We start from the raw sequence: 16,163 nt of genomic DNA on the forward strand, positions 1-16,163 counted from the left end.
TAAGCAGCTGTCACCAAACCCTGCACCAGGCCCAACACCCAGCTCCGCTGGTCATAGCGGAACCGGAGCAGATACGTGCCATCGGCCTGTTCGGTCAGGTCGGCATCCATCCGCGGCGGGGTCACGAACCCACTGCCGTCGCGGGTGAAGGTTTCGCGGTATCCGGTCGGGCCCCGCAACACCGCCGCATCCGCGCCCAGGTCCAGGCCGATGTCCGGGCCCAGCGTGGCGGTCCAACCGCGGCCGAACGATTGGGGCCCGTCGGCGGGTGCCTGGTTGTTGTAGACGTGCCCGATGCTCAGGTGCAGGCCGGTGCCGCGCACGATCAGGTCCTGCACCACGACGACGGTGTTGCCGTTGAACAGGTTGACCTGCAGCTCGATGCGGTCGCTGACCCGGTGGCGTTGCAGCGAGTATTGCGGCCGGTTGCCCAAACCCTGCCCGTCGATGGCCATGACACGTACTCCTTCGCTCGCGCGGTACTGCGCCACCGGGGGTGTGGTGGCGCAGCGTGTCAGCACCCCGGGAGGTGCGTGGGGTGCTGGTGGTGCGGGAAAACCGCGCCACAGCACCGGAAAAGTCCCCCGACACCGGGCTGCGGCGAGCGGTCGGTTGTCACGGTGCGCGGTCACCGCAGCGTGGTCAACACCTCGGGAATCCGCCGGTGATCAGCCACAAAGGACCCACTGAGACGGGTGTAGCCATGTGCCCAGCGATCCCGTGGGCGTCGCCGGGGTGTGGGCTGGTCACGAACCCGGCTCGGATTTCCTTCGGGTGGAGCAATCCCGCAGGCACGCGGGTCGTTCCAGCACAACACGGCCCTGCCTGATCGGCCGCGAACGCGCAACCGCCACGATGTCAAATGCTGATGAGATCCGTTCCGCGTCTCGGCGCATACTCTTCATCGATGAACACGCACAACCCACCAACGAGACCAACCCGCGTAGAGCCACGGGCGAGGAGGTTGCTCCGTGCAGGCTGAGGTGTTCGACGAGGAATTCGATCGCGGCGAGGACATCACCTCGATGCTCGACATGGCGAAAACGCAGCGGCCCGGTCACGCAGCGGCGACGACCTCGCAGAGCCGGTCCAGCTCGGCGCGGGTGTTGTAGTAGTGCACCGAGGCGCGCACCATTTCGTCCAGCCCGCGCCGCTGCATGTCCCACGGCGTCGACGGCGCGCGGGACACCGTGGTGTTGATGCCCGCCTCGCGCAGCCGCGCCTGCAGGTCCGGGGCCGCCACCCGGTCACTGCGGAACGCCACGATGCCGGAGCGCTCGGTGCCCAGGTCGGTCACCTCGGCGCCGGGGATCCCGTCGAGCTCGCCGCGCAGGTGCTCGGCCAATGCGGTGATCCTCCGGTGCGCCGGGCCGATCCCGACCCGGCGGTAGTACCGGGCGGCCTCGGCCAGGCCGAGCACCGCGGCGACATCGCGTTCCCAGAGCTCGAAGCGCTTCGCGTCCTCCCGCAACCGGAATCCGCTGCCCTCCGCAGTGGCCGAGTGCAGGTCCAGGTGCACCGGGGTGAGCTGCTCCAGCAATCCCCGCCGCACGGCCAGGAATCCGGTGCCGCGCGGGGCGCGCAGGTACTTGCGCCCGGTCACCGCCAGCGCGTCCGCGCCCACCGCGGCGATATCGATCGGCACCTGCCCGACGCTCTGGCACGCGTCCACCAGGAACACTGCGGGGCTGTCGGCCACGATCCGCCCGATCTCGGCCAGCGGCTGCAGCAGCCCGCCGTTGGTGGGCGCGTGCGTCACGGCCACCACCCGCACGTCCTCGCCCAGCATCGCGCGCAGCGAGTCGGTGCAGATCTCGCCGGATTCGGCGCTGGGCACCACGTCCACCCGCACACCGCGGGATTCGGCCGCCGAGCGCATGGCGATGATGTTGCTGGAATACTCCGGGACCGAGGTCAGGATCCGGTCGCCTGCGCTCAGCGGGAGCGCGGTGAACACCGCCAGCCAGGCCCGGGTGGCGCTGTCCACCACCGCGATCTCCGCGGGATCGGCGCCGACGAGCGCGGCCAGATCGCCGTGCACGGCGGCGAGTTCCTCGGCCACCGCACCGGCCGCTTCGTAGCCACCGACGGCCTCTTCGCTGCGCAGATGGCGAATCACCCGCTCCACCACGGGTTTCGGCGGCAGTGCGGAACCGGCGTTGTTGAAGTGGACCACGTTCGCGCAGCCCGCGGTGTCGGCGCGCAGCGCGGCCACCAGCTCGCCACCGGCCAGGTCCTCGTCGTCCAACGTCGCCACCACGTGCGCCCTCCCGATCGATCCGGTCCGCCGGGGCCACCCTATCCCGGTGCAGAACCGCTGCGCGTCACAACGGCCTCCTGCGGTGCCGGACCTCATCCACCGCTCGTCCACCGAGACACTCGGTGCGCCGGCCGCCGTCCGGCCTCCACCCGTGCCGGGCGTAGAAGGACCGCGCGCGGTCGTTCGCGGCCAGCACCCACAGCATTGCGGCGCCAAAACCTGCTGCGCGCAGGCGGTTCTGCGCATGTTCCAGCAGCGCGGCGCCCGTTCCGCGCCGCCACGCGGCCGGGTCCACGTACAGCGCGTGCACCTGCCCGGCTCCGGCCTCGTCCCCGGCCGGCCCGAAGGTGACGAACCCCAGCAGGTCGCCGGATTCCCGGGCCAACGCGGTAGTGAGCGGGCCGCTGCCGAACCGATAGCGCGCAGCGCGCTGCTCGACGCTCAGCGAGTCGAGGTGCTCATCGGGCAGCAGACCGCGGTAGGCGACCTGCCACGCCCGCACGTGCAGCCGCGCTACCGCCCGCGCGTCGGCCGGTGCCGCGTCGATCAGCTGCACAGCGCCATGGTGCACCCGCGTGCCCTCAGCCGCGCCGGACGGCGTGCGGCCAGTCGGTGCCCAGGTTCGCCGAGGTGCGCACCGCCAGGTGCAGATCGCGCATCAGCTGCCGGTCGGCCGGGGTCCGCCACTGCTGCCCGGTCACCTGATCCACCCGCGCCGCGAAGGCCGCGCGGGAGATGTCCGGGAACACCGCGCGGTCGATGCCACCGGCGTCGCTGATCACCAGTGCCGCCGCAGTCCGCCGGTCGGGCTCGGCACCGTCGGCGAGCTGCAACCCGCGCAGGAACTCGCGCCGAGGTTCCGGATCCAGCTCCGGGTACCAGGTCCGGTTGATCCACAGGAAACCCCGGCGCTCGGTGGACACGATGCCGCGCTCCACCAGCTTTCCCATGGTCAGCTCGCCCGGGTCGTGCGCGAGTAGCTGCAGCGCCCAGCCCCGCAGGTCCTGCATCTCGGCCTGCTGGATCTCCTGCAACACCGCGTCCAGCTGGACCTCGCCGGCCGGTGTCGGGTCGACGGCGGACACGCCCAGCGGGTTGAGCTCGATGCGTCCGGCCAGTTCGAGTTCCACCAACCACCCGGCGGCCGCGGCCGCATCGCGCTCCCAGCGTCCGAAGCGCGGTTTGCCCTCCGGCGCGAAGGTCGACAGCGCCAGACCTTCGGCCAGGTTCAGGGGTTGGGGCATGGGCGAACCTCTCACCGGCCGGTGTGTGCGTCCCCCGAGAATACCTGCCAATCCGGAACCGCCCGATTCCGCATCGCGGAATTCCCGTGGCCCGCGGTCGCTGCGCGTGACGGTCGGATTTCCCCGCGCCGCACCAGCGTTCACACCGCAGGTCTTGTTCACGACCACTGCAGCGGAGTAGGTGTGTTCGGGCGAAATCGGCACGAACCGGAAGGACTCCCCCGTGACCGACCTCTCCCGCCCCACGCGCCGCAGCGTGCTCAAAGCCGGCGCCACCACCGCAGCAGCCCTGTCCGCAGCGAGCACCGCCGGCGGCACCGCCGCAACGGCGGCACCCCGGGGCCCCGCGACGACGATCAGCGACACCCCGTTCGGCATCCCGACGGCCGATGTCCCGGAACCCGGCGTGCGCATCGACGCCCCGGCGGGCGACCGCAACGTCGGGTGGGGCGGCCAGAGCCGGGCCGAAGTGCTGGCCCGCAACGGCGCGGTCGCCACCAGCCAGTCGGTCGCGGCCCAGGTCGGCGCCCGGATCCTGGCCGAGGGCGGCACGTCCGCCGATGCCGCCGTGGCCACCGCCGCGGCGCTCGGACTCGTAGAGGTGCCCAGCGCGAGCATCGGCGGGGACAGCTTCGCGCTGCACTACTGCGCCGCCGATCGCATCGTGCACGGGATCAGCGCCGCCGGCTGGGCCCCGGGAGCGTGGAGCAGGCGCTACTTCGCCGACCGCGGGTTCGACGAGCGCACCGGCATGCCCTACACCGGCATCGACTCGGCCACCGTGCCGGGCGCGGTGGAGGGCTGGCACCGGTTGCTGGACCGGTTCGGGCGCAAGGACTTCCACGACGTGCTGGAACCGGCGGCCCAATTGGCCGCGCAGGGGTTCGGGCTCACCGAACGGGTCCGGGACGACTGGCACGGCAAAGTGGACCTGCTGCGCGAGGATCCGGACTCCGCGCGCACCTTCCTCATCGGCGACCGGAGCCCGGAGCTGTACTCGGTGGTGCGCAACCCGGAGCTGGCGCACGCGTACCGCACGCTGCAGCGCGGCGGCCGGGACGCGTTCTACCGGGGCGAGATCGCCAGGGCGATCGTGGCCAAGAGCGAACGCACCGGTGGTGCGGTGACCGCGCGGGACCTGGCCGATTACCGGGCGCAGTGGGTCGAACCGGTCTCGGTGGACTACCACGGCTACCGGATGCACCAGCTGCCGCCGCCCAACCAGGGGTTCGCCGCGCTGATCATGCTGGGCATCATCAAGCAGTTCCCCCGGGTGCTGGGTGTGGACCTGGCGGCGGAAGGCCCGCGCTCGACCCGGTTCTGGCACCTGCTCATCGAGGCGAAGAAGCGCGCCTACGACGACCTCAACCGCTACAACGGCGATCCGGATTTCGTCGACGTCCCGCTGCAGCGGCTGCTCTCCGACGAGCACGCCGCCGAGCTGTGCCGGCGCATCGACCCGGATCGGGCGCAGCCGCCGGAGTACCCGGGCGTGGTGAACTCCGGCACGGTCTACCTGACCACCGCCGACCGGTGGGGCAACATGACCTCGTTCATCTACAGCAACTTCGACAAGTTCGGGTCCGGCGTCGCGATCCCCGACTACGGGTTCCCGCTGCACAACCGCGGGGCGATGTTCGACCTCGCCGCGGACCGGCCGAACACGGTGGCCGGGCACAAGCGGCCGTACCACACGCTGATGCCCGCGTTCGTCACGCGCGAGGGCCGACCGGTGCTGTCGTTCGGGAACATGGGCGGGGACGCGCAGGCCCAGGCGCAGGCACTGGAGATGGTGTACATGATCGACCTGGGGTTCAACCCGCAGGCCGCCACCGACGCCGCGCGGTTCTGCCACAACCAGTTCGACGACGCGCTGGAGCTGGAACGCGAGCTGCACGAGGAGTTCGGCGCGCAGCTCGCGGCGCTGGGCCACCGGCTGGATCCGCCGAGCAGCAGCGGTGTCGGCGGCTACCAGGCCATCCTGTTCACCCCGGAGCACGCCGGTGAGTGGCCACGCAGCACGGGACCGCTTGGCCCGGTCAACGGCGTGTACCGGGCGGCCTCCGACCACCGCAAGGACGGGTCCGCGGTCGGGTGGTGACCGCGGTGCGGGCGGAGACTCCTTGCCGAACGGGGCTTTCCGCCCGCCGTCACGCGGGTTTGCGTGCGGTGATCCGCTCGACGATGCCGAGCCGGAAGCGTTCGCGGAGCTCGACCTCGAACCCGGCGGCGCGCACGTGCGGCAGCGGGCGGTGCAGGAATTTCTCCCCGCCGAGCGCGGTCGTGATCGGGTCCGCGAGGCGCTGCAGCAGGCGGACCGGCAGGTTGCTGCTGGTGATGTGGTCGGCCAGCAGCAGCGATCCCCCCGGCCGCAGCACCCGGTGCATCTCGGCGACGGCGACCGGCTCGTCCGGGATCGCGCACAGCGAGAACGTGCACAGCACGGTGTCGAAGGAGGCGTCCGGGAACGGCAGCGCGCGGGCATCGGCCTGCACCAGTTCGACCGGACGACCGAGCTCGTCGGCGCGGTCCCGGGTGCGGCGCAGCATCTCACCGCTCCACTCGACTCCGGTGATCCGGCTTTCCCGGGGATGCAACGGGAGATTGAGCCCGGTACCGATGGCGACTTCGAGGATCTCGCCGCGGCCGCGGGAGCACACCCATTCGCGGCTGTCACCGAACAGCAGCCGGTCGGCGCGGCGCATGACCCGGTCGCAGGACGGGGCCTGCCGATCCCAGTAGCGGCGCCACCTCGGGCTGTGGTCGGTTCGGGGACTCATCGGCACCTCCGCACGTCGGTCGGTGCCGATCGTGCCACGCGGGGTCCCGGCGCGGACCGGTTCGCCGCGCCGGGACCCGGCGGATCAGGCGTCCAACCGGTCGGCGACCTGGGGCAGCAGCGGACGGTTCTCGTCGTAGGGCACGGCCGGGTCGGCCGGGGCCTGCTCGGTGTCGCCGCAGTTCGGCGTGCTCGGTTCCCCGGCGAGCCGCTCGTCGAGCCAGGCGAACGCGCGCGGGAACCCTGCCACGGCACCGCCCACGTGGGTCGGGCCGAGGTTGGGTGCGAACTGCACGTCGCCGCCCGCGGCGCACCACTGCTCGGCGAGCCGCTGCGATTGCTCGTAGGCGATCACGTCGTCGAACCTGCTCTGCGAGACCAGCACGGGGAACGCGGGCTTGCCGCGGCCGAGCCGCTGCTCGTCGACGAGCCGGGCGAACGGCTCCTCGTCGAGGTAGTCGGTCAGCGGCCTGCCGTCGGTGGTGAGCTCGCTGGTGTCGGTGAAGGCGAACCGGCCCACGGCTTCGATCGTGCAGGCCTGCTCCAGGTCGGCGCGGTACTCCTGGCCGTCCTCGTTGAGGTACTCGTCGAGGTCGATCCCCCCGCCTTCGGCGATGCCGGCCGTGGCGTAGCCGAGGAAGGCCGAGTACAGCCCGCCTTCCAGGTTGCGGCCCAGTTCGCCGAGCTCGGCGGGCACCGCACCGGCCGCGGCACCGCGGATGTCGAGCTCGGGCGCGTAGGAGCCGGCGAGTTCGGCGGCCGCCGCGGTGGCGCCACCACCCTGCGAGTAGCCGTAGAGCGCGACGGGACCGCCTGCGGGCGCATCGCCGTCCGGCAGCCGCTGCGCGGCGCGGACGGCGTCGAGCACCGCGTGCCCGCTGACCTCGCGGTTGACGTAGGTGTGCGTGCCGGGTGTGCCCAGGCCCTCGTAGTCGGTCATGGCCACCGCGTAGCCCTTGGCCAGCATCGCCTGCACGAACACGCCCTCGTACTCGGTGCCGTTGGCCAGCTGGCGGGACGGGGCGCAGTGGTCGCCGATGCCCTGGGTACCGGGCGCGTAGCCGATCACCGGGCGCTGTCCCTCGCCGCTCCACTCGCCGCGCGGGGTGATGACGGTGCCGGTGATCGCGGTCGGCTCGCCGACGCCGTCGGTGGAGCGGTACATGATCCGCTGCACGTCGGCGTCGGCGGGGACGGCCTTGAGCGGGTCGAGGTAGTACTCGGCGGGTTCGGAGCGCACGAGTTCGCCGTTGCCTGCGGGTAACTCCTGCGGTGGTTCGTAGAACGGCGGCCGCTGCGGTTCGTCGGCGGTCGCGGTCGCGGCGGTCAGCGAAAGGCCGAGGGCGGCGGTCAGCAGGACGGCCGAGATGCGTCGGAACGGACGTGCGGTCACGGGCGGCTCCCTCCGGTGCGAGCAACTGCCTGCACGGGCAGGCAACTGCGGAGAGTGGCCCGGGGCGCACGGCCCTGGCAATCGGTTTCCTACCAGCCGGTAGATTTGAAATCAGTTCGTAATGGTCGGTCACCCGGGATGCGCAGCCGTTCAGCCCCGCCCGGCGGGCGGATCGGCGAACACCCCGTGCAGCATGCCGGTCGCCTGCCCGACCTCGATGAGCCTGCCGTCCGGATCCCGCATGTAGCAGCGGATCTCGGCCTTGCGATCGATCGGCTCGGTGAGGAACTCCGCCCCGGCGGCCCGCGCACTCGCGTAGAAGGCCGCGATATCGGCCACCCGCACGTTCAAGAACGCGGTCACCGGATCATCCGACTCCGGCGGCACCAACGAGATCCCGGGCTTGTCCGGGGTCGGCCCGCCGCCGGGGTTCATGATGATCCACGTGTTGGCCACCTGCACGATCGCCGGGTTGTCCTCCAGCACCACCTCACCGCCGAGCACCTCGGCGTAGAACCGGCGCGAGCGCACCACGTCGCGCACCACCAGGAAATGCGTCAGCACCAGCCCCGACTCCGGGGCGGGTAGGCCCTGTTCCGTCATCGCCGGTGTCCTCTCCGCAGCGGTCCGTTCCCGGGCCAGTCTGCTGGCGCACCCCGTCCCGCGCGGTCGACCGGCCCGGTGTGGGGGACCCGGCCGCCGGGGTAGCCGATGGCCGGCCGACATCACCGGGCACGCACCCGCCGGAGGCGGTGTACTGCCCGGGCACCGCCCGGGAAGGGGGATCGCGCACGATGAGCTCCGACGTCAGCACCGCCGCGGCGCAGATCGGGGTCACCGGCCTGGCCGTGATGGGCCGCAACCTGGCGCGCAACTTCGCCCGCCGCGGCTACGCGGTCGCCGTGCACAACCGCACCCCGGCCCGCACCCGCGAGCTCGTCGACGAATTCGGCGGCGAGGGGACGTTCGTGCCCACCGAAACCGCCGCCGACTGCGTGCGCGCCCTGGCCCGACCGCGCTGCCTGGTCGTCATGGTCAAAGCCGGCGAGGCCACCGACCGGGTCGTCGAGGAGTTCGCCGCGCTGCTGGACGAGGGCGACGTGATCGTCGACGGCGGCAACGCGCACTTCGAGGACACCCGCCGCCGTGAGCAGCAGCTGCGGGAGCGCGGCATCCACTTCGTCGGCACCGGGATCTCCGGCGGCGAAGAGGGCGCGCTGCACGGACCCAGCATCATGCCCGGCGGTTCGGCCGAGTCCTACCGGGCGCTGGGTCCGATGCTGGAATCGATCGCGGCCGCGGCCCCGGACGGCAGCCCCTGCGTCACGCACGTCGGACCGGACGGCGCGGGCCACTTCGTGAAGATGGTGCACAACGGGATCGAGTACGCCGACATGCAGCTGATCGGCGAGGCGTACGACCTGCTGCGACACGCGGGCGGACTGGAACCCGCGCAGATCGCCGAGGTATTCGCCGACTGGAACCGCGGCCGGCTCAACTCCTACCTGATCGGCATCACCGCGGAGGTACTCGCGCACCGCGACGCGGACACCGGCCTGCCGTTCGTCGACGTGGTGCTCGACCAGGCCGAGCAGAAGGGCACCGGGCGCTGGACGGTGAAACTCGCGCTGGACCTGGGTGTTCCGGTCAACGGCATCGCCGAAGCCGTGTTCGCCCGTGCCACCTCCGGGCACGCCGACCTGCGCCGCGCCGCCCGGGACCTGCCCGGACCGCGGCCGGACGCGACCGCGGTCGGCGGCGCGGAGTTCACGCGGGACATCGAACAGGCGCTCTACGCGGCCAAGATCGTCGCCTATGCGCAGGGTTTCCACCAGATCGCCACCGGCAGCGCCGACTACCGCTGGCACGTCGACCAGGGCCGGGTGGCCGCGATCTGGCGCGCCGGCTGCATCATCCGCGCCGATTTCCTCGACCGGATCCGCGCCGCCTTCGACGCGCACCCGGACCTGCCCGCGCTGCTGGTCGACGACACTTTCGCCAAGGCGCTGGGCCAGGCGCAGCAGCCCTGGCGGCGGGTGGTGGCCACGGCGGCGCAGCGCGGGATCCCGGCGCCGGGCCTGTCCGCGGCCCTGGCCTACTACGACAGCCTGCGCGCCGATCGGCTTCCCGCAGCTCTGGTGCAGAGCCAGCGCGACTACTTCGGTGCGCACACCTACCACCGCACCGACCGGGACGGCGTGTTCCACACCCGCTGGGCCGAGCCGCAGCGACCGGAGGAACGCGCCGACTGACCGGATCCGATCGCGCCCGCGCGGGCATCCCCCGCCAATGCCCGCGGGGACGCGGTGCTCAGCTCCTCTCGACGCCTGCCGCGACCGCGTCCCCGGTCGCCCGGTCGACGTTGCGCCAGTACTCCAAAGCCCGTTCGCGGATCGGTGCGCTGACCCCGTTGAGCAGGTGGCGGGTCACGTTGCCGACCAGCCGCTCGCGCGCCGCGTCGTCCATCACCTCGCGCACCAGCGCGCCGGCCTGCCCGAAGTCGTCATCGTCGGCGTGCAGCGTGTAAGCGGCGCGCACGATCTCCGCGCTCTCCACCGTCCAGCCCGCCGGGTGGTTGAACCGCTCCTCGTCGGCGGTGGGCCCGCCGTAGGAGTTCGGCGCGTAGGGCCGGGCGACGTTCGGCGGGTAGAACCGCATCGAACCGTCCTTGCCGTAGGAACGGATCTCGTTCTGCGCCCGGTTGGGCGGCAGGTCGGTGTAGTTGACCCCGATGCGGTAGCGGTGCGTGTCGGCGTAGGAGAACAGCCGGGCCTGCAGCATCTTGTCCGGAGAAGGCCCCACCCCCGGAACCAGGTCGGACGGGTCGAAGGCGGCCTGCTCGATGTGCACGAAGTAGTCCTCCGGCACGGTGTGCAGGGTCATCCGGCCCACCTCGGTCAGCGGGTAGTCCGCGTGCGGGACCGTTTTGGTGACGTCGAAAATGTTGAACCGGTAATCGGCCGCGTCCTCGTAGGGGATCAGCTGCACGTACAGCGTCCACGACGGGTGCTCGCCGTGCTCGATCGCGTCGAGCAGGTCGCGTCGGTGGAAGTCGGCGTCCTCCCCGGCCATCGCGGCGGCCTCGGCATCGGTGAGGTGGTCCACGCCCTGATCGGACTTGAAGTGGTACTTCACCCAGGTCTTGTGCCCCGCGGCGTTGACCCACATGTAAGTGTGCGAGCTGTACCCGTTCATGTTCCGGTAGGTCTTCGGGATCCCCCGGTCGCCGAGCAGGTAGGTCACCTGGTGCGCGGACTCCGGGGACAACGTCCAGTAGTCCCACTGCATGTCGTTGTCCCGCAGGGCGCCGCGCAGGCTGCGCTTCTGCGAGCGGATGAAGTCCTGGAACTTGCTGGGATCGCGCATGAAGAAGATCGGTGTGTTGTTGCCGACCATCGCGTACACGCCCTGCTGGGTGAAGAACTTCAGCGCGAATCCGCGCGGGTCCCGCCAGGTGTCCGGGCTCCCCTGCTCACCGGCCACTGTGGAGAAGCGCGCGAGCATCTGGGTGCGCCTGCCCGGTTGGAAGACGTCGGCCATCGTGAACTGCGAAACGTCGTTGGTGACCTCGAAAGTCCCGTAGGCGCCCGCGCCTTTGGCGTGCACGACCCGTTCGGGGACCCGTTCCCGGTTGAACCGGGCCATCTTCTCCATCAGGTAGTTGTCCTGCAGCAGGATCGGGCCGTCCGGGCCGACCGACAGCGAGAACTGGTCGCTCTCCACCGGGATGCCGGTCTCGTTCGTCGTGAAGTCATCACTCATCGCGCTCTCCCCACACGGTGCGGTGCCGCGGACCCGGCGGTCCGGTTCCCGACGGCGGTCGGTGGGCCGGCGTCGGCCTGCTGCGGAACCCGGCGCAGCACACCCGTTCGCGGGCCCGGCGCCACCGAGGCTAGATCCGGGCATCGCACCGCGCAGGACGAACGCCGCCCGGTCCGCGGGCCGGGCGGCGACAGGCGAACGCTCAGCCGCGTCGGCGCAGCCGGAGCAGCGCGACACCTGCCGGCCACAGCACCGGGGCACTGCCCGAGCTCGGAGCGGTTGGTGACGGTGAAGGTCATCGTCGACGTCCCACCGGCGCTAGCCGCGGGTGGCGAGAAAGGCTTGTCCGGCTGGGGCACGTCCACGAGCCGGTGTCCTCGCCGGACGAGCCCGGACACGAACCGCTTCACGCACCCACCATGGACAACTCTCGGCCGATCATGTGTCGGCCGGCTCCGCTGGGCGCACCAGATCGACGAACGCTGGCCGAAATGTCCCGATCACGTTTCGCATCTCGAACGCAGCGCGCAGCAGTACGTCCCGGGGCGGGCTCGCCGGGGGCGATCGGTGCGGGTCAGGCCGATCACCCAGGCGTCAGGGTGCGGCGAACCAGGTTCGGGCCCGCTCGCGGAAGATCTCCGGATCGAGGGACCCGGCCGCGTCCGGAAGCGCGGCGGCGATCGGCACCCCGGTGACCCGGGGCAGGTCGGCGAGATTGCATCGCTCGGCGAGGCCCGGCGCTTCCGGGACCGCACCGAGCACCAGCCCGGTCGGGCGCAGGTCCCGGGCGGCGAGCGCTTCGACGGTCAGCGCCGCGTGGTTGAGGGCACCGAGCGCGATGCCGGTGACGACGTGGATCCGCACCGGGTGGTCCCGGGCGAGGTCGGCGGCGAGGTCGCGCAGCGTGCCGCCCGCGGTGTCCAGCCGGACGAGCAGCCCGCCCGCGCCCTCGATGATGACGTGCTCGTGCGCTGCGGCCAGCTCGCGGACCCGCGCCGCGTGCTCGCCGACGCGCGGGATTCGCTCCGCGCGCAGCCGGGCTGCGGTGTCCGGTGCGAGCGGATCTCGCAGCCGGGTGAACTCGACGACCGGGCAGCCGGCCAGGCGGCGCACCGCACCGATATCGGTCTCGTCATCCCCGATTCCGGTCTGCACAGGTTTGGCGACGATGCAGTCGGGTCCGATGTGGACGGCCAATGCCGCGGCGGCCACCGTTTTGCCGACACCGGTCCCGGTTCCGGTCACCACGGTGATCACGGCGTCCTCCGGTGCTCATCGATGACGTCGGCCAGCACGTCCACCGCGCGCGACCAGCGCTGCTCGTCGATCCCCGCACGGCTGGTGATGCGCAGCCGGGAGACCCCGTCCGGCACCGACGGCGGCCGGAAGCAACCGACCCGGACACCGGCCTCCCGCACCGCCTCCCGCGCGCCCAGCGCGGTCCGCGGCGAGGGCATCGGCACCGAGAGCACGGCCCCGGCCGAGCGCAGCACGCCCAACCGGTCGGCGAGCTCGGCACCGCGCCGGTGGACGTGCGCCGCCAGCTCGGGCTCGGCCCGCAACCGGCGCAGCGCGGCCAGCGCCCCGGCGGTCGGTGCGGGCGCCAGCCCGGTATCGAAGATGAACGGGCGCGCCCGGTTGACGAGGTGGTCGATCAACCCGGTCGAACCGAGGACCGCGCCGCCCATCGCGCCCAGCGATTTGGACAGCGTCGCGGTGCACACCACGTGCGGCCCACCGGCCAGCCCGCGGGCGTGCAGCAGACCGCGACCGCCGTCGCCGAGGACACCGATCCCGTGCGCCTCATCGACGAGCAGCAGCGCGTCGTGCTCGGCGCACGCGGCGGCCAGCTCATCGAGCGGCGCGGCGTCACCGAGCACCGAGAACACCGACTCGGTCAGCACGATCGCCCGACGGGCCCCGGACCCGGCCAGCGCACCGCGAACCGCGTCCACGTCGTTGTGCCCGACCACCGCCACCTCGGCCCGGGACAGCCGGGCGGCATCGATGAGCGAGGCGTGCACATGCGCATCGGAGACGATCAGCGCGTCCCGGTCGGCCAGTGCGGTGACCGCGGACAGGTTGGCGTGGTATCCGGTCGAGAACACCAGTGCCGCTTGGTTTCCGGTGAACGCGGCGAGCTCGCCCTCCAATTCGGCGTGCAGCGCGGTGGTTCCGCTGACCAGCCGGGACGCGCCCGCTCCGGCGCCCCAGCGCAGCGCGGCCTCGGCGGCCGCCTGCCGCACCTCGGGATGCCCGCTCAGGCTCAGGTAGTCGTTGCCCGCGAGGTCCACCACGTCCTCGTCGACCGGTTTCGGGTGCAGCACCCGCTGCAGACCCGCCGCTTCCCGCGCGCGGCGCTGCTCGGCGAACCACCGCTCCCAGCTGCTCATCCCGCCTCCGCGGCGGCCCGGATCCCCGCGCACAGCGCGGCGATGTCCTCGTCGGTGCACACGTACGGCGGCATGGTGTAGATCAGGTCGCGGAACGGGCGCAGCCACACCCCTTGGGACAGCGCTGCTTCCGTCGCCGCCGCGGTGTCCACGTCGTGGTCGAGCTGCACCGCGCCGACCGCACCGAGCACCCGCACGTCGGCCGCGTCGATGTCGTGCAGCGCCTGCAGCCCGCGGTTGATCCGCCGCACGTCGTCGACCCACGCCCCGGTGGCCAGCAGGTCCAGGCTCGCCGCGGCGACCGCGCAGGCCAGCGGGTTGCCCATGAACGTCGGCCCGTGCAGCAGCGCACCGGATTCGCTCGCGGAGACACCCCGCGCGACCTCGGCCGTGCACAGCGCCGCGGCCAGCGTCAGGTAGCCGCCGGTGAGCGCCTTGCCCACGCACAGCACGTCCGGCGCCACCCCGCCCGCCTCGGCGGCGAAAAGGGTTCCGGTGCGGCCGAACCCAGTGGCGATCTCATCGAAGATCAGCACTGTTCCGTGCTCGTCGGCGACCTCGCGGAACACCGGCAGGCATTCGGGCGCATACGGGCGCATCCCACCCGCGCCCTGCAGCACGGGTTCGACGACGATCCCGGCGATCCGGTCGGCGTGTTCGGCCGCCAGCGCGCGGAATCCCGCTGCCCAGGCGTCGACATCGCCGCCAGGGCGCGGCGGGCGCTCGCCGAACACCTGCTGCGGCAGCAGGTCCGACCACATGCCGTGCATCCCGCCCTGCGGATCGCACACGCTCATGCAGTCGAACGTGTCCCCGTGGTACCCGCCGCGAACGGTGAGGAACCGGGTCCGCTCCGGGCGCCCGGCGCCGCGCTGGTACTGCAGCGCCATCTTCATCGCCACCTCGACGGCCACCGAGCCGGAGTCGGCGAGGAAGACTCGGTCGAGCCCGTCCGGGGCGAGGCCGATCAACCGCTCGGCCACTGCGATCGCGGGCTCGTGGGTGAGCCCGCCGAACATCACGTGCGCCATCCGGTCCAGCTGACCGCGCACCGCCTCGTCCAGCGCCGGGTGCCGGTAGCCGTGGATGGCCGACCACCAGGACGCCATCCCGTCGACGACCTCGCCGATGCCGTCGAGGTGGATCCGGCTGCCCGCGGCACCGGTGACCAGCCGCGCGGGGGCGGGATCGAGCATCGAGGAGTACGGGTGCCAGAGGTGCTCGCGGTCGACGGCGAGCAGATCGCCGCGCCCCATCAGGCGTTCGGCAGCAGGTCGGTGCCCGCGCCCCGGCGGCGGATGGCGGGCCGGTCGGTGCGCTGGGCGAGTTCCTCGTCCGAGCCGAGCACGACGAAGCCGCCGTCCCGGATCATCGCCAGGTCCGCCTCCGCGTCCTGCCCCTCCGAGGTCAGGTAATCGCCGAGGAAGATCGAGTTCGCCACGTGCAGCGCGATCGATTGCAGCGAGCGCAGGTGCATCTCGCGTCCGCCCGCGATGCGGACCTCCCGGTCCGGGCAGACGAACCGGGCCGTGGCCAGGATCTGCACGCACCGGGCGGGGGTGAGCTCCCAGGTCCCGGCCAGCGGTGTGCCGTCGAACGGCATCAGGAAGTTCACCGGGATGGAGTCGGAATCCAGCTCGCGCAGCGCGAGCAGTGCCTCGACCAGCTGTTCGTCCGTCTCGCCCAGCCCGGCGATCAGCCCGGAACACGGGGAGAGCCCCACCCGCTGCGCGGTCCGCACGGTGTCGACCCGGTCGGCGTAGGTGTGCGTCTGCACGATCTCGGCGTGGTGGCTCTCGGCGGTGTTGATGTTGTGGTTGTAGGCGTCGACACCGGCGTCGCTGAGCGCGCGGGCCTGCTCCTCGGCGAGGAAACCCAGGCAGGCGCACACCTCGACGTCGGGGTAGCGCTCCTTGAGCGCGCCGACCACCTCGGTGACCTTGCCGATGTCCCGACCGGACGGGCCCCGTCCGGAGGCCACCAGGCACACCCGCCCGGCACCGCCGGAGATCCCCGCCGCGGCCTGGTCCAGCGCTTCGTCCGGGGACAGCCAGGAGTACTTGAGCACGGGCGCCGCCGAGCCCAGCGCCTGCGAGCAGTAGTTGCAGTTCTCCTGGCACAGACCGGATTTGAGGTTGACCAGGTAGTTCACCTTCACGGTGTTGCCGAAGTGCGCCCGGCGGAGCCGACCGGCGGCGGCCACCAGGGACATCAGTTCGGCGGGGTCCGCGCGCAGCACGGACAGGGCGTCGTCGGCGGTGGCCGGTGCGCCCGCGAGGATCCGGTCGGCGAGCTGGTGGAAGGGGGTGGACATCGCTTCTCCCGGTGTCGG

Annotated in this window: 14 protein-coding genes; 2 read left to right on the top strand and 12 right to left on the bottom strand. The window is 72.0% G+C overall.

Translation table 11 applies throughout. The features are described 5' to 3' along the window. From IQ251_RS18290 to IQ251_RS18305, 4 genes are all read right to left on the bottom strand, one after another. Window positions 1-455, bottom strand: a 455-nt coding sequence (locus tag IQ251_RS18290; protein WP_370591491.1) for a DUF6531 domain-containing protein, incomplete at its 3' end; no start/stop codon positions are given. Between the two features lie 602 nt (window positions 456-1,057). Further along, window positions 1,058-2,257: an aminotransferase class V-fold PLP-dependent enzyme gene (locus IQ251_RS18295; protein WP_370591492.1), complete on the bottom strand. Its 1,200-nt coding sequence runs from the start codon at window positions 2,255-2,257 to the stop codon at window positions 1,058-1,060. Window positions 2,258-2,324: 67 nt separating this feature from the next. After that, a complete protein-coding gene (locus IQ251_RS18300; RefSeq protein ID WP_193930047.1) occupies window positions 2,325-2,816 on the bottom strand; it encodes a GNAT family N-acetyltransferase in 492 nt (163 codons plus the stop codon). 25 nt (window positions 2,817-2,841) lie between these two features. Further along, window positions 2,842-3,504, bottom strand: coding sequence for a GOLPH3/VPS74 family protein (locus tag IQ251_RS18305; RefSeq protein ID WP_193930049.1), 663 nt, complete (start codon window positions 3,502-3,504; stop codon window positions 2,842-2,844). A gap of 223 nt (window positions 3,505-3,727) precedes the next feature. On the opposite strand from IQ251_RS18305, the gene IQ251_RS18310 reads away from it, so the two are divergent. Then, window positions 3,728-5,605, top strand: a complete 1,878-nt coding sequence (locus tag IQ251_RS18310; protein ID WP_193930050.1) for a gamma-glutamyltransferase family protein — start codon at window positions 3,728-3,730, stop codon at window positions 5,603-5,605. Window positions 5,606-5,654: 49 nt separating this feature from the next. On the opposite strand, the gene IQ251_RS18315 is transcribed toward IQ251_RS18310, so the two are convergent. The 3 genes from IQ251_RS18315 to IQ251_RS18325 all read right to left on the bottom strand — a co-directional run bounded on the left by IQ251_RS18315 (window position 5,655) and on the right by IQ251_RS18325 (window position 8,279). Further along, complete coding sequence (locus IQ251_RS18315; protein ID WP_193930052.1) at window positions 5,655-6,284, bottom strand: class I SAM-dependent methyltransferase; 630 nt, start codon at window positions 6,282-6,284, stop codon at window positions 5,655-5,657. Window positions 6,285-6,368: 84 nt separating this feature from the next. Then, complete coding sequence (locus tag IQ251_RS18320; protein ID WP_193930054.1) at window positions 6,369-7,676, bottom strand: alpha/beta fold hydrolase; 1,308 nt, start codon at window positions 7,674-7,676, stop codon at window positions 6,369-6,371. Between the two features lie 150 nt (window positions 7,677-7,826). Further along, window positions 7,827-8,279 (bottom strand): VOC family protein, encoded by a 453-nt coding sequence (locus IQ251_RS18325; protein ID WP_193930056.1) that lies wholly within the window; start codon window positions 8,277-8,279, stop codon window positions 7,827-7,829. A 191-nt stretch (window positions 8,280-8,470) separates the two neighbouring features. On the opposite strand from IQ251_RS18325, the gene gnd reads away from it, so the two are divergent. Further along, on the top strand, window positions 8,471-9,928 hold the full coding sequence (gene gnd / locus IQ251_RS18330) for an NADP-dependent phosphogluconate dehydrogenase (protein WP_193930058.1): 1,458 nt from the start codon (window positions 8,471-8,473) through the stop codon (window positions 9,926-9,928). A gap of 58 nt (window positions 9,929-9,986) precedes the next feature. Here the strand turns inward: gnd and IQ251_RS18335 are convergent, their stop codons facing one another. The 5 genes from IQ251_RS18335 to bioB form a co-directional block, all read right to left on the bottom strand. After that, window positions 9,987-11,438, bottom strand: a complete 1,452-nt coding sequence (locus tag IQ251_RS18335) for a catalase (RefSeq protein WP_193930059.1) — start codon at window positions 11,436-11,438, stop codon at window positions 9,987-9,989. 594 nt (window positions 11,439-12,032) lie between these two features. Beyond that, the gene (bioD, locus tag IQ251_RS18340; protein WP_193930061.1) at window positions 12,033-12,695 is read right to left on the bottom strand and encodes a dethiobiotin synthase; all 663 of its coding nucleotides are present in this window, start codon (window positions 12,693-12,695) and stop codon (window positions 12,033-12,035) included. Next, a complete protein-coding gene (locus IQ251_RS18345) occupies window positions 12,692-13,831 on the bottom strand; it encodes an 8-amino-7-oxononanoate synthase (RefSeq protein ID WP_193930063.1) in 1,140 nt (379 codons plus the stop codon). The genes bioD and IQ251_RS18345 overlap by 4 nt, the downstream gene beginning before the upstream one ends. Beyond that, window positions 13,828-15,087 (bottom strand): adenosylmethionine--8-amino-7-oxononanoate transaminase, encoded by a 1,260-nt coding sequence (locus IQ251_RS18350; protein WP_193930065.1) that lies wholly within the window; start codon window positions 15,085-15,087, stop codon window positions 13,828-13,830. Before IQ251_RS18350 ends, IQ251_RS18345 begins: the two co-directional genes overlap by 4 nt. Continuing rightward, window positions 15,087-16,145 (bottom strand): biotin synthase BioB, encoded by a 1,059-nt coding sequence (gene bioB / locus IQ251_RS18355; RefSeq protein WP_193930067.1) that lies wholly within the window; start codon window positions 16,143-16,145, stop codon window positions 15,087-15,089. The genes IQ251_RS18350 and bioB overlap by 1 nt, the downstream gene beginning before the upstream one ends. Between the last annotated feature and the right edge of the window lie 18 nt (window positions 16,146-16,163).

It is taken from the genome of Saccharopolyspora montiporae (genome assembly GCF_015209505.1).
Classification (GTDB): Bacteria; Actinomycetota; Actinomycetes; order Mycobacteriales; family Pseudonocardiaceae; genus Saccharopolyspora; species Saccharopolyspora montiporae.

Coding starts and splice junctions, on each gene's coding strand:
- bioB (WP_193930067.1), bottom strand. CDS start 16,145: ATGTCCACCCCCTTCCACCAGCTCGCCGACCGGATCCTCGCGGGCGCA.
- IQ251_RS18345 (WP_193930063.1), bottom strand. CDS start 13,831: ATGAGCAGCTGGGAGCGGTGGTTCGCCGAGCAGCGCCGCGCGCGGGAA.
- IQ251_RS18350 (WP_193930065.1), bottom strand. CDS start 15,087: ATGGGGCGCGGCGATCTGCTCGCCGTCGACCGCGAGCACCTCTGGCAC.
- gnd (WP_193930058.1), top strand. CDS start 8,471: ATGAGCTCCGACGTCAGCACCGCCGCGGCGCAGATCGGGGTCACCGGC.
- IQ251_RS18305 (WP_193930049.1), bottom strand. CDS start 3,504: ATGCCCCAACCCCTGAACCTGGCCGAAGGTCTGGCGCTGTCGACCTTC.
- IQ251_RS18335 (WP_193930059.1), bottom strand. CDS start 11,438: ATGAGTGATGACTTCACGACGAACGAGACCGGCATCCCGGTGGAGAGC.
- IQ251_RS18325 (WP_193930056.1), bottom strand. CDS start 8,279: ATGACGGAACAGGGCCTACCCGCCCCGGAGTCGGGGCTGGTGCTGACG.
- IQ251_RS18315 (WP_193930052.1), bottom strand. CDS start 6,284: ATGAGTCCCCGAACCGACCACAGCCCGAGGTGGCGCCGCTACTGGGAT.